Raw genomic sequence first — 22980 nt, forward strand, 5'->3', positions numbered from 1 at the left:
GACAGCGTATGCGCCGACACATTGACGCCGCCGCACAACCACCAATACGCAACGTCCGTACGCAGCCTCGCCGCAATGGCGTGAGCGCTGGAGAGGCCCTCCATCTGCCCGTACACCCACAGCGCTAGCAACAGCCTCGGGTCCACCGCCGCACGACCCGCGTGATGGGGACGCGCACGGATAGCGCGCTCGAAGTCCGACATGTCCAGCGCTTCGACAGCCGCCCATACAGCGCGCACTGGATGATCTCGGTCAACCAACTGCTCGTAGGTCCGAGCCGCCAGCACCTGCGTCCGTTTCGGCCGGAGCACACGCACTCGCGGCCGTTTGCTCCCCGCCATGGCGATTCATGCTCGCACAGCAGCGCTTATGCATCCTTTGGATGCATCAGAATCGTTAATTTTTTCTCATCCCCTCAGGGCTCAGTTCCCGTGACGGGAGAGCCGGATGTATTTGTCGCTGAGACCACCCGCGATGAGCTTCCCGTCCGACTGGAAGCCGAGGCCCCCGGTCAGGTCATGGCTGTCCACGAAGCCCTCGTACATGAACCCACCGCCGCCCGCGAAGGTGGAGTCCAGAGGTCCCGTCGGGAGGAACCGCAGCAGGGCCGCGTCGTAGTTGTTCCCGCGAGAGGTGAGGCTCGTGTAGCCGCCCGCGACGATCTTCCCGTCCGCCTGGACTGCCAGCCGGGAGATGATGTTGTTGGTAGGACCGAAGCTGAGGTAGGCCTGCCCATTGCCGTTGAAGGTCGAGTCGAACGCGGTGCCGTTCGCGTTCAGCCGGAGGAGCGCCATGTAGTACTGGCTTCCCGAGGGATAGTAGGCATTGCCCCCGACCAGGATCTTGCCGTCGGTCTGCACCGCCACCGCCATGGCCTGGTCGGTGCTCCCGAACACGTCGATCTTCAGAGCGCCTCCACCTCCGAAGGACGAGTCGAGCGCCCCCGAGGCGGTGAATCGCACCAGGCCAAAGTCCGGCGACGCCCCTATCGCGTAGGTGAGCCCTACGGCCAATACCTTGCCGTCCGGCTGCAGGGCCATGTCCGTCATCGAGTCGTTGCGGCCCGAGGGGAAATCGTAGGTTGCCCGGCCTCCGACTCCGAACGTGCTGTCCAGGGCGCCCGTGCTCGTGAACCGGGCCACCACGAAGTCCAGGTTGGTGTTGTTGGAGGAAGACCCCGCCAGGAGGATCCGGCCGTCCGGCTGGATGGCCACGTCGATGGCATGGTCAAACATCACGTAATTGTAGATGACCAATCCTCCCGAACCGAACGTCGTGTCGGGAGCCCCGCTGGCCGTATAGCGGACCAAGGCGAAGTCCGTCGCCGCCCCCTGGTCTCGCGTGGACGCAATGACAATCTTCCCATCCGGTTGCAGCGCCCCACGCGCGGAACTGGCATTGCATAAGCCCGAGGCGAGCGTCGTCGTCACCAGGCCCATGCCTCCCGCGAAGGTTGTGTCGACCGTCCCATCGGCGTTGTACCGGGCGGCGTACATGCCACAGCCCGTGTTCGTCCGGAAGCTGCCGGTGACCACGATCCGATCGTCTGGCTGCACCAGGACCGAGTCGGTTCCCAGCGTCGCGCCGCTGAGCTCGTAGAGGGCGATGCCCCCCGCGCCGAACGATGGATCGAAGTCACCCGGCGGGACGAAGGAGGCCAGGGAAGGGCTGCTTCCCGCGAGATCGGCGGAAGCGCTCAGGTCCACGACACGGGACGGAGCGCCCGCATGGAGGGTCAGCGGTGCCTTCGCCGTCTCGGCGAAGGCGGTCGTCACTGGCGTGGACAAGGACAAGGCTGCCGTTGCCAGCAACGACGCGGTTCCTCTCGACATAGACACTCCATTGGGACGCCTACGGGTTATGCAGGAGCGGCGTTCGCATGGCTGTCTGGATTCACCAAAACAGTCCAAGGGCCGTGAAGCCTGCTCATTCATATTAACTTTTGAGAATTGGATTTCAAGATGATTCCTGCAGTCCCAGCTGTGCCAGTCACTCGCATCGCCTCAAGGGTCGTTCATGACTCCGTGGGTCTCAACGGAGGGCACTTGGCTGGGTGGAGATTGATGGGCGGGCTGCCGCTGCTGGAATGGGTACGCCCAGCATCGCCCGCCCGCTCCGGGCGTGAGGCACGTCGGGACTACGCCTACTTCCGCTGTGGCTCAGTACCCACAGCCGCCAGGCATGGCAGAAGTGGGCCAATCGCCAGCAACTCCGGATTCGCTGGCGATGCACCGTGCCGAAGGCCCGAGCGAAGTTCCATTACCAACCCGCAGACTTCACCCGGTCATAGGACCAGGTGCCTGCTCTCTATCGTGCAGCTGAAAGACCGTGAGGACAGACCATGGCGAAGGATTGGGCCAGCACCCTGGTTGAACTGTTGACGTCACCTGTCTCATTGGTAACGGACGTCGTGGATGTTCTCATGGACACGCCTGTTCACGAGCGGTTCTCCAATTCCATCAAAACCGATGTTTTTCAGGATTCACACCTGCGAGACCTGGATAAGGTCAGCACCGACCGAAAGCTCCGCCCTGGAACGATCCTTCGGGTGGGAAGAACAGGCTTTTGGCATTACGGGGTGTATGTCGGCGGTGATGAAGCGGTTCACTTCACCTCGGCAGACAGTGACGTCTCCGCGAACAACCGGGTCATGCGGACCGGCATGTCCAAATTCCTCGGCGATGCCGAAGAGTTCCAGATATTGAAATTTCCGGAAAGAGTCTGCGGGCGGCGGGTCTATAGCGGGAGAGCGACCTGTGCCAGAGCCATCGAAAAAATCGGCTTGGGTGACTACTCCTTTCTCGGTAATAATTGTCAGCACTTTGCTGTCTGGTGTAAGTCCGGAGTCGCGATTTCCGGGCAGACTGTTGTTGTGAATGGAGGCGAATCAGATTCGCCCGTCTATCGCGCCAGGATTGAAGCTTCCACCTCGGCGATGGGGTTGCTGGGCTGGGTCAAAGTTCCGGACCTCATTGGGGTGTTTGGTATTGAAGTGTCAAGAACCCTCTTTGCCTCCAATTACCTGCCGTAGTTGAGAAGACGCGTGGAACGAGCCCTGTACCCTGGTGGCGCGCAAAGGGGGGCGTGCGGCCACCAGCTCATCAGGACAGTTGAGGAGCGAGGCGCCCGCAGCTGCCATCGTCGGCACACACCACCATCAGAACCTGGGGCGAGGACGTCATGGATGGCAGCCGACGTTGCTCGGCGCAGCTGGCTTTGAGTCTTCGAGTAGCGATGCCCAGGCCCGAGCCTTGCCGGCCTTCTCTGACGCAGGTTGGCGCTTCAGCGCAGGCGTCGTTCCTTCGGGGCATGGCGCCATCTGTTACATTCGGCGCCATGCGTGCATGGCTGGGCTTCGTGGTCCTGTTCTGCGCCCTCGGCACTCCGGCCCTGGGCGTCACGGTGGAAAGGGTGCCCCGGCCCGCCGCGGGCTCCTGGACGGTGGACCTCACGCCGTCCCACGTCCTCACTCCAGCCGTGAGGGCGGAGGTCGACGAGATGGCCCGGTCGCTGAACGACCGCGGGCTTGGCCAGCTCATGGTGGTGATGGTGGACACCACGTCGCCCAGGCGCTCGCATGAGTTCGCGCTGGAGCTCTTCAACCGCTGGGGCATCGGTCATCCCGGAAGGGACGACGGCGCGCTGCTCTTCATCGCGTACGCGGACCGCAAGGCGGAGATCATCCTCGGAGATGGGGTCGATGAGCCCGACGACCAGGTGGCCAGCGACGTGGTGATGGCGGAGGAGATCGTGCCTGCCTTCAAGCGTGGCGACCCGAACGAGGCCGTGCGCGGGGGCGCGAAAGGCCTGAAGGAGCTCATCGAGGACTCGCGGCTCAACAACCCTGTCGCCGCCGCCGACGCCCCGAGCGCCGCCAGTGACGACGTCGAGCTCACGGACTGGGACCGGGAGGCGTTCCTGAGCACTCCACGGATACACGTGAGCACAGCGGAGGAGTCCTCCTCTTCACCGAACGTCGGCCTCTTCGCGGGCGCCGCGGGCGTGCTTGGCGCGGCGGGGCTCGCGGGCAGTGCCTGGCTCCGCCGTCGTCCGCGCAAGTGCCGGACGTGCGGCACCCTCCGGGTGCGGTTGGGCGAAGCCGAGGATGATGCCCACCTGGACGCGGGCCAGCGGTCCGAGGAGTCGCTGGGCTCCGTGGACTACGACGTCTGGTGGTGCAGTCCGTGTGAGGACGCGAGCGTCGAGCGCTACGGCCGGTTCTTCTCGGGCTTCAAGCGCTGCAAGCGGTGCAGCTACGTGACGGGCAAGCAGACCTCGCGCACGCTGCGGAGCGCGACCTACGACCACGGTGGCGAAGTGGAGGTGACGGTGCGCTGTGGGCACTGCGACTTCGTGTCCACCTCGCGCCACTCCACGCCCCGACGTACCCGGCCCTCGTCGTCGAGCTCCTCCAGTTCTTCGAGTTCCTCCCGCTCCTCGTCGTCAGGAGGCGGGCGCTCGTCGGGAGGCGGCTCCAGCGGGAGCTGGTAGGGACCCCCGGCCGCTCAGGGGCGCGGTGTCGCCCAGAGGGCGCTGTGAGCCTCCGGCGCGTCCGGGGACTCCTCCGCCGTGTAGAAGTAGGCCGCGACCGTGGCCCGGCCCCGTCCTTCAGGGCACGCCAGCGCGGCGGGGTGGCCGTGCCAGTGGGTGTCGCCGTGCGCCATCACGACCAGCCGATCGAGCACCGGAGCAATGCGGGCCTCGCACCGGGAGAGGTCGGCGTTCCATAGCTCCAGGTCGCCGCCCCATTCGGGCTCCCAGCCCGGGTTCAAGTAGTACAGCACCGTGAGCCGCCGTGTGAGCGCACGCATGCGATCGCGGTTGAAGTCGGCGTGGAGCGCCAGATGGCCCCCGCGCAGCGTGAGGTGCAGCCCGGCGCCCCGGAAGTGCGGATCCGCGATGAGTCCTTTGATGCCGGTGATCGTCTCCAGGAAGTCGAGGAACGACAAGCCCGAGAACTCCGCGAGCAGGTGCCGGAGCGCGCCGTGCACGCCCTCGAAGGCCTTGCGCTGAAGCTGTCCCAGGCGGGCCGCCTGTTCCGGATGATCACGGCGCAGCCAGGGGGCCCCGGTCGCGCCTGGAAAGACGCCGGCCAGCTCCGTCGCCAGCCGCTCTCCCAGGAAGCCGTCGATGACGACGTGCGGGTGGGGCCGGGCGGCGCCGTAGGTGTCGCGATGCGCCAACCCGAGCGAGCGGAGCGCCGTCCGGCTGAGGAAGAAGCTCGGGCCCAGCAACGGGCCTTCATCGACGGTTGCGACGCTCACGGGACCTCTTCCTCGGGGGGGCTGGCCGCCGATGATGCCATGCGCACGAAACGCACGTCTCTTCCGGCCTCACCCGGGGGCGTCGCCTTCGGTCTCGAGGAGTGCCGCGAGGAACAACGCATACGTCAGCTCGGCGACGGGCCGACGCTCCCGCCGGGCCTGGAGGCGCAGCGCCTTGGGCAGGGAGCAGGACTGACCCCGTTCACCGTCGCGCATCTGGACATAGCCTCGCGGGGAGTAGCCCATCACCTGCCAGCCCATTTGACACAGCGCCCGGCTGAGGTCGTCGGTGAGCTGGTGATGGAGGGCGCGAGCGATGGGGACGGGGCGGAAACGCTCGCTCGACCAGCCTTCCGTGTCCTCGTGCCAGCCGCGCGCGCGCAGGTAGTTCACCTTGCGCGCAAGCGACAGTCCGCCGACGTGGCGCTCGAGCTTCATGGGACCCCTTTGGAGCGGGCGTGGAGCATCGCTCCCTTGCCTGGCGTTGCCATATTCCACACACCCACAGCGTCCCCTACAGTCCAAGATTCTCGTTCCACATCGACCGGGACGAAACGCCCCGGAGGCCCGAAGACCATGGCGACGACGACTCGCGTCCCCCAGACGATTGACGCCTACCTGGCGGCCGTATCCGATCCAGCGGCGAAGAAGACCCTGAGCGCCTTGCGCACGCAGCTACGCAAGCTGCTCCCCAAGGCCACCGAGACCATCAGCTACCAGATGCCCGCCTTCAAGGTGGACGGGGACATCGTGGTGGGCTTCGCGTACTTCAAGAACAACTGCGGCTTCTACCCCGGCAGCGGCAGCGTGGTGCCGGCGCTGAAGTCGGAGCTGGAGGGCTACACCACGTCGAAGAGCGGCGTTACCTTTCCCCCGGACGAACCGCTCCAGGCGAAGCTGGTGAAGAAGCTGGTGCAGGTGCGGCTCGCGGAGATCGCCGCGAGCGCGAAGAAGCCCGCAGGCGCGAAGAAGTCTCCCGCCAAGGGCTTCCAGGTGGGCGTGGTGCGCACGCTGCCCATGACGGCCCCCGCGCTGTGGAAGTGGCTGACGACCGGGGCGGACGCCTGGCTGGGAGCGGGCGCGACGCTGAAGCCCAAAGCCGGCACGCCCTATTCGGTCCCCAAGCGCCGCGGAGCCCCTTCCGTGAGTGGCGAGGTCCGGTCGGTGATTTCAGGCCGGCGCCTTCGCATGACCTGGCAGCCGGAAGGCTGGACGAAGCCGGCGACGTTGCAGTTCACGGTGACGCCCAAGACGAAGGGCGCCTCCCTGCTCGTGCAGATGGAGACTCTCCCGGACGCGGAGACCCGCGAGGCCATGCGCGAGCGCTGGTCGGACATCCTTGCCCGGGTTGCGTAGAGGCCACCGGGGTGGGGGATTGACGTTGCGTCCACCCACCCTGTACCTCCAAGCCCTCACCGCCGAGACGCCGCCCTGGGGGGCTGGCCGGTGGTGGAAGAGGGGACTCACATGCAGGCCGTGACGAAGTGGGGGGCTCTCCTGGTGGTCCTGTGGTTGGGCCTGGGAGGGTGCTCGGACGCGGGGCGTCCGGGGGCTGGAGTGTCCCAGAAGCAGAGCTCACGCGCCCAGGCGCTCGCGGCGGGGCAGGCCCGGCTCCTGCGCGACATCCACGCGGGAACGGCCGGCACGACCTACGGAAAGAGCGGGGGCGAGGGCCTGCGTGTGGGCCGCACGCTCTTCTATGTCGCATCCGACCTGAGCAACGGGGGCGAGCTCTGGAAGAGCGATGGCACCCCCGAGGGCACGGTCCTGGTGAAGGACATCCGGCCGGGGCCCAACAGTTCGAACCTGGCCTACTTCGTGGAAATGGACGGCATCCTCTACTTCTCCGCCACCGACCACTCCGGCGCCGAGCTGTGGCGCAGTGACGGCACCCCGGAGGGGACCTGGCGGGTCAAGGACATCGCCCCGGGGCCCGACAGCGGCGGGCCGAGCTTCCTCTCCCGCGTGGGCCACCAGCTGTTCTTCATCCGCACAAGCGAACTGTGGAAGAGCGATGGCACCGAGGCGGGCACCGTGCTCGTGCGCTCCTTCGAGGGCTCCATCTATGACACCATCGGGGAACCCACCGTCTCGGGCGGGACGCTCTTCTTCTCCGCGAACGAGCCGGGCTACGGCTGGGAGCTCTGGAAGAGCGACGGCACTCCCGAAGGCACGGTCCTGGTGAAGGACATCCAGCCCGGCGAGGGACATTCCCAGCCCACGAACCTGAGGGATGTGAAAGGGACGCTCTTCTTCACCGCGGATGATGGCGTGCACGGCAACGAGCTGTGGAAGAGCGACGGCACGCCCGGGGGCACGGTGCTCATAACGGACGCGCGCCCCGGGGTCGGTGGCCTGTTCATCTACGATCCAGGGGTCGTGGGCGGGACGTACTACTTCGGGAGCGATGGGCTGAAGGGCGAGGGTGTCGAGCTGTGGAAGAGCGACGGGACGCCCGAGGGCACGGGGCTGCTCAAGGACATCAACGAGTGGGACAACAGCTTCCCTCAGTCCTTCATCGAGCTGAACGGGGTGACCCTCTTCATCGCCGAGGGCAAAGGGATCGGGTACGAGCTGTGGAGGACCGATGGTACGCCCGGGGGCACGGTGCTGGTGAAGGACATCTGGCCCGGGGGGTACTCCTCCTTGTCCTGGTCCTACTTCCGGGTGGTGCTGGACGGGGTCCTCTACTTCGTCGCGAATGACGGCGTGTCCGGCATCGAGCTGTGGCGGACCGATGGCACGTCCGACGGCACCTGGTGGGTGAAGGACATCAACCCGGGCTCCGAGGGAAGCGGACCCAGCAAGATGCTGATGCTGGAGGGCCGCCTTTATTTCTTCGCCTTCGACGCAGCGGTGGGCTCGGAGCTGTGGACGAGTGATGGCACCGAGGCCGGCACCGTACGGCTGACGTACCGGGGCCCCGCGACGGTCGGCTCTACTCCCCAGAGCTTCGTGGACATGGGCGGCACGGTGTTCTTCTCCGCGGATGATGGCGTGCACGGCAACGAGCTGTGGAAGAGCGACGGCACGCCCGAGGGCACGGTGCTGGTCAAGGATGTGTCACCGGGCTCGAATGCCTCGTTGCCGGTGGTGCTCACCCGGGTCGGAGAGACGCTCCTCTTCTTCGCCTACACGCCCGCCACGGGCCATGAGCTGTGGAGGAGCGACGGCTCCGCGGCCGGCACGGTGATGGTGAAGGAGATCCGCCCCGGGACGGAGGGGTGTGAATGCAGCGTGCTCGGGGTCTACCAGGGGATGCTCTATTTCCTGGCCCATGATGGCGTGTCCGGCGTGGACCTCTGGCGCAGCGACGGCACCTCCGAGGGCACGGTGAAGGTGCAGGACTGGCCCTACGGCCTGTCCAGCGGCGTCAACCCCGAGCCGGTCCAGATGGGTGGCGTCCTGTACTTCATCCGTTACACCGCGCTGTGGCGCACGGACGGGACGGACGCGGGGACGTGGATGGTGAAGCAGCTCGCCACGGATACGCGCCGTGATGCCTACCAGCTCACCGCAGTGGGGAACCGGCTCTTCTTCCGCTCGTTCGACTACAGCTACGGCTCCGAGCTGTGGACGAGCGACGGCACGCCCGAGGGGACCGCGCAGTTGAAGGACCTCTGGCCCGGCATCTATGGCTCCAAGCCCTCATCGTTCGTGGGCCTGAACGGAAGGGTCTACTTCGCCGCGAACGACGGCATGTCTGGCAACGAGCTGTGGACGAGCGATGGGACGCCCGAGGGCACGGTGAAGGTGAAGGAGCTGGTGCCGGGTTATGGCGGCACCGGGCCCATGTTGCTGACGCGCGTGGGCGGGACGCTCTACTTCGCCGCCACCGACGCTTCAGGCGCCCCCGTGCTGTGGAAGAGCGATGGCACCGAGGCGGGCACCGTGCGCGTCAAGGGACCCATGCCGGGCCTGCTGGGCACCGGAGACCCGATGTCGTTTCTCGCGCTCGAACCCGAAGGCATGTTGCTGTTCGCCGCCGCGGATGCCGCGTCCGGTGTCGAGGTGTGGAGGACGGACGGGACGGAGGCGGGCACCGTGCGAATCACGGACATTGCGCCGGGGCCAGGCTCTTCGCGCCCGCGCATGTTCACGCGCAGCGGCAACCGCATCTTCCTTTCCGCGAATGACGGCTGGACGGGCTTGGAGCCCTGGCTCATCCCCCTGCGGGCGGTGACCGGCCCCGTACCGCCGACCGTCACCTGCCCCGAGGATGTCACCGCCGAGGCCACCGGTGTCGCGGGCGCGGACGTGAGCCTGCCGGAGGCTCGGGCCTCGGACGACACCGCCCCGCCGCAGGTGACGTACAGCCCCGAGTCGGGCAGCACCTTCCCGCCAGGCGACACCCAGGTGTCGGTCACGGCGCAGGATGAGGAGGGGCTCACGGCCACGTGTACCTTCCATGTGCTCGTCCGCGACACCACCGCGCCCCAGCTGACGTGTCCGGAGGACGTCTCCGTCACCGTCGAGGACGAGGCTGGGAACACCGTGGAGTTTCCTCCCGCCATCGCCGTGGATCTCGTCACGGCCTCGCCCGTCCTGACGTACAGCCGGGCTTCGGGCAGCACCTTTCCGCCCGGGACGACGCCCGTCACCGTCACCGCCGAGGACGCCGCGGGCAACCGCGCCACGTGCGACTTCCAGGTGTCGGTGAACGTGAAGCCGTCCCCCTTCGATGCGGGGACGGAGCCGGACGCAGGGATGGAGGTGGACGCAGGGACGAAGCCGGACGCGGGGACGGAGCCGGACGCTGGCCCGCAGACGCCGGACGCAGGGACGGAGTCGGACGCAGGGACGAAGCCAGACGCGGGTGCTCCGCCCATCCCGGACCCAGGGGGCACGGGGTGCGGATGCGCGGCGGGAAGTGGTGCGCCCGTGAGCGCTGTCTGGGGGCTGCTGGGGCTCCTCGGCGCGATGGCGGCCCGGCGGCGCTCCATCTCCTGAGCGCCAGTCGAGTGGTGCGGATCTGGGATGCCCTGGCTCGTTTCGGCCGGGGCATCCCGTGCTCAGGTCGCATGGGAACCCCGGGTTCATCTACAGGCGGAACTCCTTCTCCAGCAGCTCCGCCGCGCGCGCGGCTCCAGCCTCCGCTCGCAGCTCCATCCGAAGGGCCGCGAGCCGGGTAGCAACAGCCGGGTCCTCCGTGAGCTGTAGCAGCGCGGAGCGCAATGCGTCGGGCGTGGCGTCATCCGTGTCGATCCGCCGCGCGATGCCGAGCGCGACGAGCTGGTCGGCATTGGCGAACTGGTCCGTCGCCTGAGGCACGGCAATCATGGGCACCCCGCAGTACAGGCCTTCCTGCGAGCCGCCCATGCCCGCATGGGTGATGAACGCATCGGCCTGTTCGAGCACCGCCAGCTGTGGCACCCAGCGGTGGACCTCCACGTTGTCTGGGATTGTTCCCAGGTCCTCCAGCGCCACGTGCTTGCCGATCTGCAGCACGACGTGCCAGCCGGGAAGCCCTCCAAAGGCAGCGAGGCACGCGCGGTAGAAAGCGGGCTGGCGGGTAAAGGTCGAGCCGAGCGACACCAGCAGCACCTTCCGCGCGCCTGGCGGACGCTGCCACGAGCCCTGTGCCGAGCGATCCCCGAAGCACGGCCCCACGAAGGTAAAGCGCTTGCGGTCCACCCGGTCCGCCTGGGGTTGGAGCGCGCGTGGGATGAGCACCAGCCCGCGCGCAGGCTTCCCGACGAAGAGCATGGCGTCGGTCTCCGCAACGCCGCACTCCTTCAGCCAGGCGGAGTAGCGCTGGTAATGCGCCACGGCGCGCGGCTCGGTGCGCAGCATCTCCACCATTGCGGCCATGTCCTGCTCGTAGCCTTCCCAGACGACGGAGGAGGGTGAGAGCTGGACCGCGGGAATGCCCCAGTTCTCTCCGAGGATTCGCGCCGTGGAACAGCCGATGTCGTAGAGGAAGAGATCCGGCCGGTCGTGCTCGTAGGCCGCGCGCAGCTGCGGAAGCATGGACATGGCGTCATCCAGGAACATGTCCAGCTGTCCCACCAGGTCGTCGGGCCAGCGTGTATCCGGCGCCCCTTCGCGGGGGAGCAGGGAGCGGTAGGGGCGCAGTTCCGCGCCCGTGCGGCTGATGGGCTCGGCGAAGGCCGCGTCGTTGGCGTACGTCACCCGGTGGCCTCGGGACACCAGCTCCCGGATGAGCTCCAGGCTCGGATTGACGTGGCCATGGGCGGGGATGCTGACCATCGCGATGTGGGCACGGCGAGACATGGCACTCTCCTGGCGGAAGTTGGCGAGACGAACCGTCTCGTTTCGACAAGGTCCGCTGGAAGTGGGTGGATGTCAAGACGAGACGGTCCGTCTCGTTTGCGGTAGGCTGGCGGCCGATGGCTGACCCGAAGACCCCGGAACCGTCCCGCCGCAGTGAGCGCTCCCGCCAGGCCATCCTCACGGCCGCCGTCGAGCTCGTTGGGGAGGTGGGCTATGCGCGTTTGACGGTCGAGGCGATCGCGGCGCGCGCGGGGGTGGGCAAGCAGACCATCTACCGGTGGTGGCCCTCCAAGGGGGCGGTGGTGCTGGACGCCTTCGTGGAGCTGAGCGGCGGCAACCAGCCCGCGGCGCTGCCGGACACCGGCAACCTCAAGGCCGACCTGAGGGTGGTGCTGCGCGCCACGGTGCAAGAGCTCACGGATCCGCGCTTCGACCTGCCCTCGCGGGCGCTCACCGCCGAGTCCCAGTCGGACCCCGCGCTGGCCCAGCAGTTCGTGGAGGCCGTGCTGCGACCCCACTTGAGGGCGGTCCAGGAGCGGCTGCGCTCGGCACAGCAAGCAGGCCAGGTCGCGAAGGGGGTGGACCTGGACGTCGCGGTGGAGCTGCTCGTCGGGCCGCTCTTCCATCGGTGGCTGCTTCGCACCGCGCCCCTCACGAGCGCGTACGCAGACACCGTGGTGGACCTGGTCATCGCCGCGCTGCGGCCCCTGCCCAAGGGACGCTAGCGGGACCTGGGGCGGCCTTCCGTGCGAAGCGCTGGCGGTAGTAGCGCGTCCACAGGTTCAGTCCCACCACGCCCACCACCGTGGGCCCCAGGAAGATCGCGAGCTGAAGGCCCTCGACGCCGACGTGCCTGGCGTTCACCACCAGGGTGGCGGTGATGGTGCCGATGCCCGAGGCCACCATGGCGGCCATGTGCTGGAACCACCAGTGCATGCGGTCCTGGGGCGGCCGCATCCAGTACCAGAGCCCGGTCAGCCCGGAGAGGATGCCCACCGGCGCGAAGCCCCACAGCAGCGGCACGCCCATCCGCAGCCCATACGCCTCGGTGAAGAGCCCCATGCACAGCAGCAGCGTGGACAGGCCCACGTCCAGCGGATGCGTGCTCGCCCCGGTGCGCGTCTTCGTCCGGATCACGCGCACGCCCATGGACGCGGAGGCCGCGCTCAGCACCGCGATGTAGATGAAGAAGAGGTCCATGGGCTGCTCGCCCGGTGCCTGGACGAAGCGCCAGCCGGAGATGGCCAGCGCGGAGATGGCCGCGGAGATCATGGCGCCCACGTAGGCCCAGCCCACGCGGCGGTGCAGGGCGCCTCCCTTGCGCGCCACCAGGGGCAGCCAGAGCGTGACGGACGCGACGACTCCCGAAGCGATATGGAGCCAGCGGGCGAGCAGATAGAACGACACGGGTGCCTCCGACGTGCTGCGAGTTCGAGAAGCAAGGTACGCGTCGGCGCGTGTGCCTCCATCTGGCGGAAGTCATACGGCCCGCATGTGACTTCCGGCACATGGCCCCTGCGTCCCGGGTGGCCTAGGGTCCTCCGCCATGCCCGCGCGGTCTGCCGTGACGAAGCCCGCCACCACCCATCGCATGCTGCTCGTCGCCGGGATGCTGACCTGGGCCGTGGTCGGCTTCGCGCACGTCGAGGACCTGGCGCGTGAGCCCGCGCGATGGATGGCTCCGGACACGCTGCTGTGGGGCCTCGCGCTCCTCACCTTCGGTGGGACCTTCTGGTTCCAGACGCGGGTGCAGGGACGAGGAGAGCTGCCGCTGCTCGTCGCGCAGACGCTCGCGGCGCTCGTCTGTCTCGCCACGGGGGAGAGCGGGCTGGACGGCGCGCTGCTCGCCATCACCGCCGGGCAGGTGCCGGAGATCCTCTCCCAGCGCAGGGCGCTGACATGGGTGGGGGCCCAGGTCCTGGGCATGCTCGTCGTGTTCGCGGTCCAGCACCCGCTTTTCCAGGCCCTGGTGCAGACGCTCCTCTACACCGGCTTCCAGGGCTTCACGTTCGGCACCTCGCTGGTGATGGTCCGGGAGGCCGAGGCCCGCCGCGAGCTGGCCCGGGTCCACGCGGAGCTCCAGGCCACCCAGGTGCTGCTCGCCACGCGTGAGCGCGAGGGCGAGCGGCTGCGCATCGCCCGCGAGCTTCACGACTCCGTGGGGCACCACCTCACCGCGCTCAGCCTCAACCTGGAGGCCGCCGCGTACACCGCGAAGGATACGGCCGCCGCCGAACACCTGCGCCGCGCGCGCGAGACCGCCCGCACGCTCCTGTCCGAGGTGCGGCGCACGGTGACGGAGCTGCGCGAGGCGCCCATGCCGCTCCTGCCTTCGCTGCGCGCGCTCGCGGAGGGAGCCCCTGGACTCTCCGTCCACCTGGACGTCCCCGGCGAGCTGGCTCTGGAGTCCACCGAAGCGGCGCACTCGCTGTTCCGCTGCGTGCAGGAGGTCCTCACCAATACGCTGCGCCACGCCGGGGCCCGCAACCTGTGGATTGTCATTGCGCCCACGGAGGACGGCGGGGTGCGGGTGCATGCGCGGGATGACGGAAGTGGCGCGGCGGGGGTGACGCCCGGCGCGGGGCTCACCGGCATGCGGGAGCGGTTCACCCGGCTGGGCGGGCGCGTGGAGTGGCGCGCGACGACGGGGCAGGGGCTGGAGTTGGAGGCGTGGCTGCCGGCCACGCAGGAGCGTGGGGTGGGGACATGAACACGGTCCGCCTGGTGCTCGCGGATGATCACGCCCTGGTGCGCCAGGGCTTGCGCAGCCTGCTGGATCTCACGCCCGACCTGCGGGTGGTGGGTGAGGCCTCGGACGGCGAGGAGGCGCTGCGCAAGGTCGCGGAGCTGAACCCGGACGTGGTGCTCCTGGACGTACGCATGCCACGCATGACGGGACTGGAGGCCCTGCGTGCGCTGCGCCTCACGGACGCGGACCGGCGCGTGGTGCTGCTCACGACCTTCGACGAGGACGCCGTCCTCATCGAGGCCCTCCGCCTGGGAGTGCAGGGCTTCCTCCTCAAGGACGTGTCCCTGGAGGAACTGGCGGAGGCCATCCGGCGCGTCGCCTCCGGTCAGACGCTGCTGCCGCCAGGAGTCGCGGAGCGCGTGGCGCGCGGCATGGCGGAGCTGCCTTGCGACTTCCCCCACGCGGACCTGCCAGAGGGGCTCACCCGCCGCGAGGTGGAGGTGCTGCGCCTCATCGCGCGGGGGCTGAGCAACCGGGAGATCGCCGACGCGCTGGGGACGGCGGAGGGGACGGTGAAGAACCAGACCTCCAGCATCCTCTCCAAGCTGGGCGTGAGGGACCGCACCCGCGCCGTGCTCCGCGCCATGGAGCTGGGCTGCCTCTAGGCGCGGAGCGGTGGGCGGGGCACGGCGCCGAGGAGTCGGCCGGCACCACGCAGATGAAGAGATGGCCCACGGCCTCACCGTCGTGGCCTGCCCCTCGTAGGTCTTCTTGTTCGTGCTGTTGGCTGAAAATGAGGCAGCCCGCACCCACCGCCAGCAAGGGGCATGTCTGGACTTTCGAACCGCGTCCGTCGAGAGCGGCCGGTCCTGGACATGGAGTCTGTCCAACCCCAGACATCACGATGTGAGGAGGCAAGCAGCCAGGGCACGTGGAAGTCCGGTCCTGGATGGGCGGCCATTCCCGTGGGGGCATTGGGAGGGTCCGCTTGCGCCCATACCCTTTCAGGCCACATCGACCTGAAGCGAGGACCCCCGATGTCAAACCCCCGCTGCTCGTGCCGCTCTCGTTGGATCCGTCTCCCGGTCTTGGTGCTTTCGCTGCTGCTGTGCAGTGCATGTGAGGCCGTGGGCCGGATCGAGTCCCCTGAAGTGCAGGCGCTTCCCATGGAGCCTGCTTCTGCCCCCGAAGAAGATGCGCTCCCCGCGACGCCCCCCACGCTGCCTCCGACTCCCGCGGGGCTCCGGCCCGTCGCGGTCTGGGAGGGGATGTTCGTGGAGGAGTGGGGCCGCGAGCACATGCAGACCTTCCTGCCCTGGAGCAACTCACGCGACAGCTGGGACTTCTACAACCTCGCCTACGGCCTGGACGCCAACACCGCGATGTACCGGGCCACCGGGAAGCGGGCGTACCTGGACCGGGCCCTGCTCTACGTCAACAACCTGGTGGCCTCCGCCCGCGTCTCCTCGGCGCTTCCCCAAAGCCAGTTCAAGGACGGATACCTGGGCTGGTCCTCGACCCTGACGTCCCCCGCCGGGCAGGAGGTGCCGCTCTATGAGAGCTATTGCTGGCGCTACGTGACGCGCATGCTGCGCATCATCCGCGAGACGCCGGACCTCTACGGCTCCAGCAACTACCGCAGACAGTACGACCGGCTGCTGGCGTTCACGGAGCGGAACATCTTCGACAAGTGGTTCCTGCGCGGGGCGAACGACTTCGTCTACCGCAACCGCACGCACATGGCCGCGCACTGGGCCTTCATCGCCATGGACCTGTCGCGGATGACCACCGACCCGGAGCGGAAGGCCCGCTACCTGGAGGTCTTCAGCAACATCAACCACGGCATGCCGAACTTCCCGTCCTCGCTGCGCGACAAGATCGCGCCCAACCCCGACCACCCGGCGGCCTGGTTCTGGAACGACAAGTGGGACACCAACGCCCAGCCCGGCCAGGACGTGGCGCACGCGAACAACGTGCTGGCCTTCATCGTCGAGGCCCACGACGCGGGCATGGAGTGGACGGACGCGGACATCCGCAGGTTCGTCACGACGCTCAACACCGTCATCTGGCCCTCGCCCAAGGTGTATGCGGAGTTCGTGGACGGCACCGGGCCGGGGGATGGCTGGTTCAACGACGGGCTGATGAAGCTGGGCCGTTACGACGTCAACCTCCAGCGCCGGCTGGAGCAGCACCGCGTGGGCCAGAACAGTCAGTTCTTCGCCAACGGCGCGCTCAACGTGCGGATGCTGTCCGAACAGGCTTTGCAGTAGGTGGGGGAGGGGGGGCCCCGTCCTCGGACAGAGGACGGGGCGCGGTTTCGGCACCGTCAGCGGACCGTGGGGGCCGCCGGGAACATGCGGACCAGCAGGGCCGCCAGCGCGGAAGCCGTCGCCAGCAGCGTCACGCCCACCCAGCCCCAGTGGGCCAGGACCAGGCTGCCGCTCGCCGCGCCCACGGACATGCCGATGAACACGCCGGCGAACAGCAGGGCGTTGAGGCGGCTGCGTGCGGCGGGCTCGATGCCGAAGACGAGCGTCTGGTGCGCCACGAGCGTCACCTGCGCGCCCAGGTCGAAGCCAATCGCGCTGGCGCCAATCAGCCACAGCCGGTGATGGGGCTCGAGCCACGGCGCCGCGAACATCGTGGCGAAGGAGAGGACGGTCAGTCCGGCGCCCAGGCGCGTGACGACCTCCGGCCCGTAGCGATCCGCGATGCGGCCCGCCACCGGAGCGCCCAACGCCCCCGCCGCGCCCGCCAGACCGAAGGCACCCGCGGCCGCGCTCCCCAGGTGGAACGGGGCGCCATGCAGCATCACGGCGAGGGTGGACCAGAACGCGCTGAAGCCAATGGAGATGAGTCCCTGGGCCAGCGCCGCCCGGCGCAGGGCGCCATGCTTGCGCCACAGGCCCGCCAGGGAGCCGAGCAGGGCGCCGTAGGAGAGCGTGTTGGTCGGATGGAAGCGGGGCAGGCCGCGCCAGGCCGCCACGCCGACGAAGGCCACGCTGGCGGCGGCGACCATGAACATGGCGCGCCATCCGAAGCGCTCGGCCACCACGCCGCTGATGACGCGGGACAGGAGGATGCCGAGCAGCAGGCCCGTCATCACCGTGCCCACCACCTTGCCGCGCTCATGCTCGGAGGCCAGGGTCGCGGCGGCCGGCACGATGTCCTGCGCCACGGTCGCCGTCAGGCCCACGGTGAAGCTGACCACCAGCAGCAGCTGGATGTCCGGAGCCAGTCCGCCCAGCAGCAGGGCCACGCTCAGCAGCGCGGCCTTGATGAGGATGATGCGGCGCCGGTCGAAGCGGTCACCCAGCGGCGTCAGCAGCAGGATGCCCAGCGCGTAGCCCAGCTGCGTGAGCATGGGCACCAGACCCACCGCGGTGTCGGAGGCGCCGAGCGTGGCCCCCATCACCCCCAGCATTGGCTGGCTGTAATAGATCGCCGCCACCGACAGGCCGGCGCTCGCGGCCAGCAGCAGGCGCAGACCGTGCGACAGGGAGTTGCTGGCGGCGGGAGCCGGTGAGGGGAGGGAGCCGTTTCCGGCGGTTCCATGTACGGCGCGAATGAAGGACATGAGGGTCACCTCGGGTGATGCGCGATGAGGTGACAGTGCGCCAGAGCGGGAGGGGACGGTAGACGCCTGCTCCGTACAGCGGTTATACGCGTTGCGTATCACCATGCCCAACCTCTCGAAGCCTGCCCGTCGGCGCGGGTCGCCGCCGAAGATTCCCACGTCCGCCAGCGCCGACCGGCTGGAGCTGATGCAGACGTTCATCCGCATCGTGGACGCCGGGAGCCTGTCCTCCGCCGCCGCGCAGCTGGGCACCACGCAGCCGACGGTGAGCCGCCGGCTCCAGGCGCTGGAGCGTTCACTGGGGCTGCGGCTGCTCCAGCGCTCCACCCACGCGATGAAGCTCACCGAGGATGGGACGCGCTGCTACGAACGGGCGAAGGAGCTGCTGGCCAGCTGGGACATGTTCGAGTCCGACCTGCGCGGCGCGAGCGACGAACCCGAGGGCACCCTGCGCGTCGTGGTGCCTCACGCCTTCGGTCAGGAACTGCTGGTGGACCCGCTGACGGAATACCTGGGCCGCTACCCGCGGGTCTCCGTCGAATGGCTGCTGCATGACCGGGCCGTGGAATTCATCGCGGACGGCATCGATTGCGCGCTCCACGTCGGCGAGGTGAAGGACCCCAGCGTGGTGGCGATCCGCGTGGCGGAGGTGCCTCGCATCGTCGTGGCCGCGCCCTCGGTGCTGACAGGGGGACGCGTACCGGTGCATCCCGACGAGCTCGCGAGGCTGCCCTGGCTGTCCCTGCGCACGTTCTATCGCAACGAAATCGCGCTGACCCATGTGGCCACCGGTGAGGTCCAGCCCATCGTCTTCCAGCCACGCGTGAGCACGGACAGCCTCTACGCCATGCGCAGCGCCGCGGTGAACGGCCTGGGCGTCTGCGTGGGCTCGTCCTGGGTGCTCCGGGAGGACCTCCAGCGCGGCCGGCTCGTGCACCTGGTGCCGCGATGGCAGGCGGCGCCCCTGCCCATGTACCTGCTCTATCCCGCCGCGCGCTTCCATCCGGCGAGGCTTCGCAGGTTCGTGGAGTGGATGCGGGAGAGGATTCCGGCGGCCCTGGCGGTGGCCACTCGCGCGGGATGATGCGGCGTCTATCTGGCGGTGGGCACGAGGCCGTAGAGGGTGGTGACCTCCTGGGAGCGCGCGGCGTGCAGGGGGTCCGCCTTGTCCTTCGCCTTGGAGTGCCGTGCCGGGGTGGACTTCCGCCATGCCACCGTCAGGCCGCAGCGCTCGAACTGCTCATCGATCCACCCGGCCGGACGCAGGCCCAGCAGCACCGCCAGGTCCGAGAGGATCAGCAATCCCTCTCCCCCCGGGTTCAGCGCGGCGGGGAGCCCTTCCAGGAAGCGGCGCAGGAACTGGCTGTCCTCGTCGAACACCGCGCGGTCCACCCGGTTCTTGGGCGGCTCGGGAATCCACGGCGGGTTGCAGACGACGAGGTCCGCCTTTCCTTCCGGGAACAGGTCCGCCTCCGTCACCTGGAAGCGCTGCGAGAGGCCAAGCCGCTCCGCGTTCTCCCGTGCGCACGCCACCGCGCGGGAGTCGCAGTCCGTGGCCTGCGCGAACGCCGCTCCGCGCTGCAGCAGCAGGAAGGACAGCACGCCGGTGCCGGTGCCCACGTCGAACACGCGCTTGCCCTTCACGTCCGACACGGCCGCCAGCAGCTCCACGTAGTCCGTGCGCGTGGGCAGGTAGACGCCGTAATGCGGATGGAGCAGCCCCTTCAGCCCCGGGACCTCCAGGCCCTTGCGCCGCCACTCCGCGGCCCCGAGCATGCCGAGCAGCTGCTTGAGAGGCACGACGGTGAAGTCCTCCGTGGGCTCGCCCCAGACCTGCCGGCACGCCTCCGCGACGTCCGGCGCGCGCGCGAGGTCCAGGCGGTAGCCTCGGTCCAGCGCGACGACGATGCGCGACAGCGTCGCATGCTCCAGCTGCCGCGCGCGGCGTTCGGCCCGGAATGCCTCCAGCGGTGAGCGGGCCTGCCAGGGCCGTTCGAGCCGCCGGCCCAACGCGCCCAGCAGCTGCTTCGCGTTGTGGAAGTCGCCGGAATAGCGCAGGAACTCGCCCCGGCGGACGCGCTTGAGCGCGGTGTCGGCGCTGAGGCCGTCGTCCACGGCCGACAGGCGAGTGGGCGCGGGCTCGTCACTCTCCGAATGCCAGATGAACGCGGCTTCGGGCGGAAACTCGAAAGGCGAGGCGGTGGGGCGGCGGGGGCGATCCATGCCCCTGGGGTAGCACGGTCAGGACTCACGGCACAGCCGGTCCACGAACTTCAGCATCGTCGGCAGGCGCGAACCCCCGTGCATCCGCCGGATGTGCTCCGCGGCGGTCGCGGTCTCCATTCCAATGGCCGTGACGAGCAGGGGACGCAGGCTCCCTCCCCGCACGATGGGCAGTGCGGGCCCGGTGGTGACATAGGGCGTCTTGGCCACGCCGATGACGGGCACCGTGCGACAGAGCGCCTCGTACAGGTGCGCTCCCAGTCCGGGTACGTTCTCCCCCAGCCACACGTAGCCGTCCACGACGATGGCCTCCAGCGGCTCCTGCACGTCGGCGAGCACCCGCAGCAGGTGCGGCAGCTCGCGGCGGTAGAACTGACCGGGCTCGTAGGGGGCCGCGATGGGGCCCCGGTCCACCAGGTGCCCGGCCTCCTTCGCGTCCGTCCACCCGCGGAAGAGGACGCACGCGGCCACGGTGACGTCGGGGCGGTAGTCCACGTCCACGCAGGCGAGCATCCGGTTCTCCTTGGGCGACCCCAAGCTACAGCTGATCCACCGGACACTGGAGTCCTCAAATCAAGGTTGGGTATTTCTTGATTTGGAGCTTTTGCTGTTAGTGCAAATTCCTTGCCGGAGGGGTCCAGATGATGAGGCGTGCGGTGGTGTTTCAGGCGGTGTGTCTGTTGGGAGGCGCGGGGACGGCCGGGGCGGTGACGCCCACGAACGTGACGAAGGTGGCGCGGGTGACGGGCGCCACGCCAGCGGGTGAAACGTTGCCCAACCCGAACCAGACGCACACGAACTACGAGGTGTATGGCACGGACCTGGGCATCGTCTGGGACAAGGGCGGCGGTGAGGTGTTCGTCCTGTTCGGAGACACCTTCGGTGCGGGCTGGTGCGGCAACGGCGGGTGTGGCGGCGGCTGGCGCAGCAACGTGCTGGCGCGCTCGGCGGACACCACGCTGTCCAACGGCCTGTCCTTCACCACGATGATCCAGGACCGCACCCGCCACGCGAAGGAGGTGCTGGCGTCCCGGAAGGTGGACAACGACGAGATGACCGTCATCCCCACCGCGGGCGTCAGCGTGGGGACGCGCCACTTCATCCACTACATGTCCGTGAAGCACTGGGGTGACCCGGGGCAGTGGACCACCAGTTACTCGGGCATCGCGTACTCGGATGACAACGGACAGAATTGGGTGAAGCACCCGTCGGCGCGCTGGGTGAACAACGCGTCCTTCACGAATCCGTTCCAGATGGGCGCCTTCGTGAAGAACGGCGGCTTCGTCTACCTGTACGCCACGCCCAACGGGCGCTTTGGCAACGTGCATCTGGCGCGTGTGCCGGAGGGCGCGCTGCTGGACATCAACGCGTACCGGTATTGGGACGGCAACGGCTGGTCCGCGTCCCAGGCAGCGGCGCGCCCGGTGGTCATCGGCATCGCGGGGGAGTTGTCCGTCGCCTACAACGCCGCGCTGGGCCGCTTCCTGATGACGTATCTCAACGAGCACCGGCAGGCCGTGGTGATGCGCGACGCGGGCACGCCCACCGGGCCGTGGAGCGGGGAGAAGCTGCTGGCCACCGGCGCCGCCTTCCCCGGTGTCTACAACGGCTTCATCCACCCGTGGGGCAACAGCGCCAGCGAGCTGTACTTCATCACCTCGCAGTGGACGCCCTACAACACGTTCCTGCTGCGCGCGACGCTCACGGCCGACGCGGAAGGCAACAACCTGCTGTCCGAGCCGGGCTTCGAGACGCAGGCCGCGACGCCGACGATGGCGCCCTGGTACCTGGCTGGCGCGGGTGGCATCGACCGGGCGATGGGCAACGCGCGCTCCGGCCAGGACAACGGCTACGTGCGCGCGTCCAGTGGATGGAACGCGCTCAAGCAGAGCGTCGTGGTGCAGCCGTACACGGACTACACGCTCAAGGGCTGGCTGCGCTCGTCGTCCAACACCACCCGGGGCTACTTCGGCGCTCGCGCCGCGGGCAATGGCCCCATCCTGGGAGAGACGCAGTACGGCTCGCTGCCCTCCTGGGCGGAGCGCACCGTCACGTTCAACTCCGGCGCGAACACCGTCGTGGAGGTGTACAGCGGCGTGTGGGCGGACGCGGGCGACACCTGGGCTCAGCTGGACGGCGTGAGCCTTACGCGGGGCGCGAACCTGGTGGCTCAGGGTGGCTTCGAACAGCAGTTGTCCACCACCGCGACCTCGCCCTGGTACGTGCAGGGCAATGGCGGCGTCGACCGGGGATTGGGCTTCGCGCGCACCGGCGCCAACAACGGCTTCGTGCGCAACAACACCGGCTGGAACGCCCTCAAGCAGGAGGTCGCGGTGACGCCCAACACCGTCTACACGCTGACCGGTTGGGTGAAGACGTCCTCCAACCAGAATGACGGCTACTTCGGCGCGCGCATGCTCAACGGCGGTCCCGTCCTCAACGAGGTGCACCTGACGCAGCCGTTGGGCGGCTACACGCTCCAGTCCGTCACCTTCAACTCCGGCGCCAACCACAGCGTGGAGGTGTACGCCGGAACCTGGGCGAACGCGGGCGACACCTGGCTGCAGGTGGACGACGTGGCCGTGGTCCGCGACTGAAGCCTCGGGATGCAGGGCACCTCCGTGCCCTGCATCAGCTGGGGCGCTTCCGGACGCTCAACCCTCGGCGGTCTGGGGCTGCTCGCCGTCCGGGCGACCCTCGCGACACACCTGGGGGGCTTCGTCGGTGGACATCACCGAGGTCGTGGGCTCGGAGCCCACGCCGACCGTTTCGACGCAGCGGTAGTTCGCCGCACCGCAGTTCGTGTCCTCGCCGTTGACGCTGCAGGCGGTCTCGCAGAGCGGGAACCTCTGCGCGCAGACGATGCTGCACGGGGTCTCCGCGGCGAGGGCCGGCGCGGAGGTGAGCAGGAGGAGGGCAGCGGCGAACGGGGCGGGGATGCGCATGCGGAGCTCCGGGGGAGAAGGGGGAGTGTGGATGCTCGCCCCGGACAT

At 68.7% G+C, this 22980-nt stretch carries 20 protein-coding genes; 10 read left to right on the forward strand and 10 right to left on the reverse strand.

The window, feature by feature from the left end; genetic code table 11:
• Both D7Y11_RS14060 and D7Y11_RS14065 read right to left on the reverse strand, forming a co-directional pair.
• A partial coding sequence (locus D7Y11_RS14060; RefSeq protein ID WP_148139207.1) for a transposase occupies nucleotides 1-341 on the reverse strand: 341 nt, incomplete at its 3' end.
• Between the two features lie 81 nt (nucleotides 342-422).
• A complete protein-coding gene (locus D7Y11_RS14065) occupies nucleotides 423-1787 on the reverse strand; it encodes a delta-60 repeat domain-containing protein (protein WP_158641941.1) in 1365 nt (454 codons plus the stop codon).
• Between the two features lie 554 nt (nucleotides 1788-2341).
• Between D7Y11_RS14065 and D7Y11_RS14070 the strand changes: the two genes are divergently transcribed.
• Both D7Y11_RS14070 and D7Y11_RS14075 read left to right on the forward strand, forming a co-directional pair.
• On the forward strand, nucleotides 2342-3031 hold the full coding sequence (locus tag D7Y11_RS14070) for a lecithin retinol acyltransferase family protein (protein WP_126933947.1): 690 nt from the start codon (nucleotides 2342-2344) through the stop codon (nucleotides 3029-3031).
• 305 nt (nucleotides 3032-3336) lie between these two features.
• Complete coding sequence (locus tag D7Y11_RS14075) at nucleotides 3337-4491, forward strand: YgcG family protein (protein WP_121751526.1); 1155 nt, start codon at nucleotides 3337-3339, stop codon at nucleotides 4489-4491.
• A 14-nt stretch (nucleotides 4492-4505) separates the two neighbouring features.
• Here D7Y11_RS14075 and D7Y11_RS14080 read toward each other — a convergent pair whose 3' ends face one another.
• Together D7Y11_RS14080 and D7Y11_RS14085 are read right to left on the reverse strand one after the other, a co-directional pair.
• Entirely contained in the window at nucleotides 4506-5264 is a 759-nt protein-coding gene (locus D7Y11_RS14080) for a 2OG-Fe(II) oxygenase (protein ID WP_120574738.1), read from the reverse strand.
• A 69-nt stretch (nucleotides 5265-5333) separates the two neighbouring features.
• Nucleotides 5334-5702, reverse strand: coding sequence for a hypothetical protein (locus D7Y11_RS14085; protein WP_120574737.1), 369 nt, complete (start codon nucleotides 5700-5702; stop codon nucleotides 5334-5336).
• A gap of 138 nt (nucleotides 5703-5840) precedes the next feature.
• Between D7Y11_RS14085 and D7Y11_RS14090 the strand changes: the two genes are divergently transcribed.
• Together D7Y11_RS14090 and D7Y11_RS14095 are read left to right on the forward strand one after the other, a co-directional pair.
• Nucleotides 5841-6620, forward strand: a complete 780-nt coding sequence (locus D7Y11_RS14090; RefSeq protein WP_126933948.1) for a DUF1801 domain-containing protein — start codon at nucleotides 5841-5843, stop codon at nucleotides 6618-6620.
• A 111-nt stretch (nucleotides 6621-6731) separates the two neighbouring features.
• Nucleotides 6732-10214 (forward strand): ELWxxDGT repeat protein, encoded by a 3483-nt coding sequence (locus D7Y11_RS14095; protein WP_126933949.1) that lies wholly within the window; start codon nucleotides 6732-6734, stop codon nucleotides 10212-10214.
• Between the two features lie 90 nt (nucleotides 10215-10304).
• On the opposite strand, the gene D7Y11_RS14100 is transcribed toward D7Y11_RS14095, so the two are convergent.
• On the reverse strand, nucleotides 10305-11498 hold the full coding sequence (locus D7Y11_RS14100; protein WP_126933950.1) for a macrolide family glycosyltransferase: 1194 nt from the start codon (nucleotides 11496-11498) through the stop codon (nucleotides 10305-10307).
• A 116-nt stretch (nucleotides 11499-11614) separates the two neighbouring features.
• Between D7Y11_RS14100 and D7Y11_RS14105 the strand changes: the two genes are divergently transcribed.
• Nucleotides 11615-12223: a TetR/AcrR family transcriptional regulator gene (locus D7Y11_RS14105; protein WP_126933951.1), complete on the forward strand. Its 609-nt coding sequence runs from the start codon at nucleotides 11615-11617 to the stop codon at nucleotides 12221-12223.
• Here D7Y11_RS14105 and D7Y11_RS14110 read toward each other — a convergent pair.
• Nucleotides 12186-12905, reverse strand: coding sequence for a DUF2306 domain-containing protein (locus D7Y11_RS14110; protein WP_126933952.1), 720 nt, complete (start codon nucleotides 12903-12905; stop codon nucleotides 12186-12188). The two genes, D7Y11_RS14105 and D7Y11_RS14110, sit on opposite strands and share 38 nt — an antisense overlap.
• Nucleotides 12906-13044: 139 nt before the next feature.
• Between D7Y11_RS14110 and D7Y11_RS45170 the strand changes: the two genes are divergently transcribed.
• From D7Y11_RS45170 to D7Y11_RS14125, 3 genes are all read left to right on the forward strand, one after another.
• Nucleotides 13045-14208 (forward strand): sensor histidine kinase, encoded by a 1164-nt coding sequence (locus D7Y11_RS45170; protein ID WP_121751520.1) that lies wholly within the window; start codon nucleotides 13045-13047, stop codon nucleotides 14206-14208.
• Nucleotides 14205-14852 carry a response regulator transcription factor gene (locus D7Y11_RS14120; protein WP_126933953.1) on the forward strand — a complete coding sequence of 216 codons (648 nt, stop codon included), beginning with the start codon at nucleotides 14205-14207 and terminating at the stop codon, nucleotides 14850-14852. The genes D7Y11_RS45170 and D7Y11_RS14120 overlap by 4 nt, the downstream gene beginning before the upstream one ends.
• Before the next feature lie 501 nt (nucleotides 14853-15353).
• Entirely contained in the window at nucleotides 15354-16457 is a 1104-nt protein-coding gene (locus D7Y11_RS14125; protein ID WP_233604805.1) for a hypothetical protein, read from the forward strand.
• Between the two features lie 56 nt (nucleotides 16458-16513).
• Here the strand turns inward: D7Y11_RS14125 and D7Y11_RS14130 are convergent, their stop codons facing one another.
• Nucleotides 16514-17764, reverse strand: a complete 1251-nt coding sequence (locus D7Y11_RS14130; RefSeq protein ID WP_126933954.1) for an MFS transporter — start codon at nucleotides 17762-17764, stop codon at nucleotides 16514-16516.
• Between the two features lie 103 nt (nucleotides 17765-17867).
• On the opposite strand from D7Y11_RS14130, the gene D7Y11_RS14135 reads away from it, so the two are divergent.
• The gene (locus D7Y11_RS14135; RefSeq protein WP_233604804.1) at nucleotides 17868-18848 is read left to right on the forward strand and encodes a LysR family transcriptional regulator; all 981 of its coding nucleotides are present in this window, start codon (nucleotides 17868-17870) and stop codon (nucleotides 18846-18848) included.
• Between the two features lie 8 nt (nucleotides 18849-18856).
• Here the strand turns inward: D7Y11_RS14135 and D7Y11_RS14140 are convergent, their stop codons facing one another.
• Nucleotides 18857-19987 carry a class I SAM-dependent methyltransferase gene (locus D7Y11_RS14140; RefSeq protein ID WP_126933955.1) on the reverse strand — a complete coding sequence of 377 codons (1131 nt, stop codon included), beginning with the start codon at nucleotides 19985-19987 and terminating at the stop codon, nucleotides 18857-18859.
• 18 nt (nucleotides 19988-20005) lie between these two features.
• Complete coding sequence (locus D7Y11_RS14145; RefSeq protein WP_233607287.1) at nucleotides 20006-20524, reverse strand: endonuclease V; 519 nt, start codon at nucleotides 20522-20524, stop codon at nucleotides 20006-20008.
• Between the two features lie 104 nt (nucleotides 20525-20628).
• On the opposite strand from D7Y11_RS14145, the gene D7Y11_RS14150 reads away from it, so the two are divergent.
• The gene (locus D7Y11_RS14150; RefSeq protein ID WP_126933956.1) at nucleotides 20629-22584 is read left to right on the forward strand and encodes a DUF4185 domain-containing protein; all 1956 of its coding nucleotides are present in this window, start codon (nucleotides 20629-20631) and stop codon (nucleotides 22582-22584) included.
• A gap of 57 nt (nucleotides 22585-22641) precedes the next feature.
• On the opposite strand, the gene D7Y11_RS14155 is transcribed toward D7Y11_RS14150, so the two are convergent.
• Nucleotides 22642-22932: a hypothetical protein gene (locus D7Y11_RS14155; protein ID WP_126933957.1), complete on the reverse strand. Its 291-nt coding sequence runs from the start codon at nucleotides 22930-22932 to the stop codon at nucleotides 22642-22644.
• Nucleotides 22933-22980: the final 48 nt, after the last annotated feature.

Origin of the sequence: Corallococcus sp. AB018 (assembly GCF_003986945.1) — a bacterium.
Taxonomy (GTDB): Bacteria; Myxococcota; Myxococcia; order Myxococcales; family Myxococcaceae; genus Corallococcus; species Corallococcus exiguus.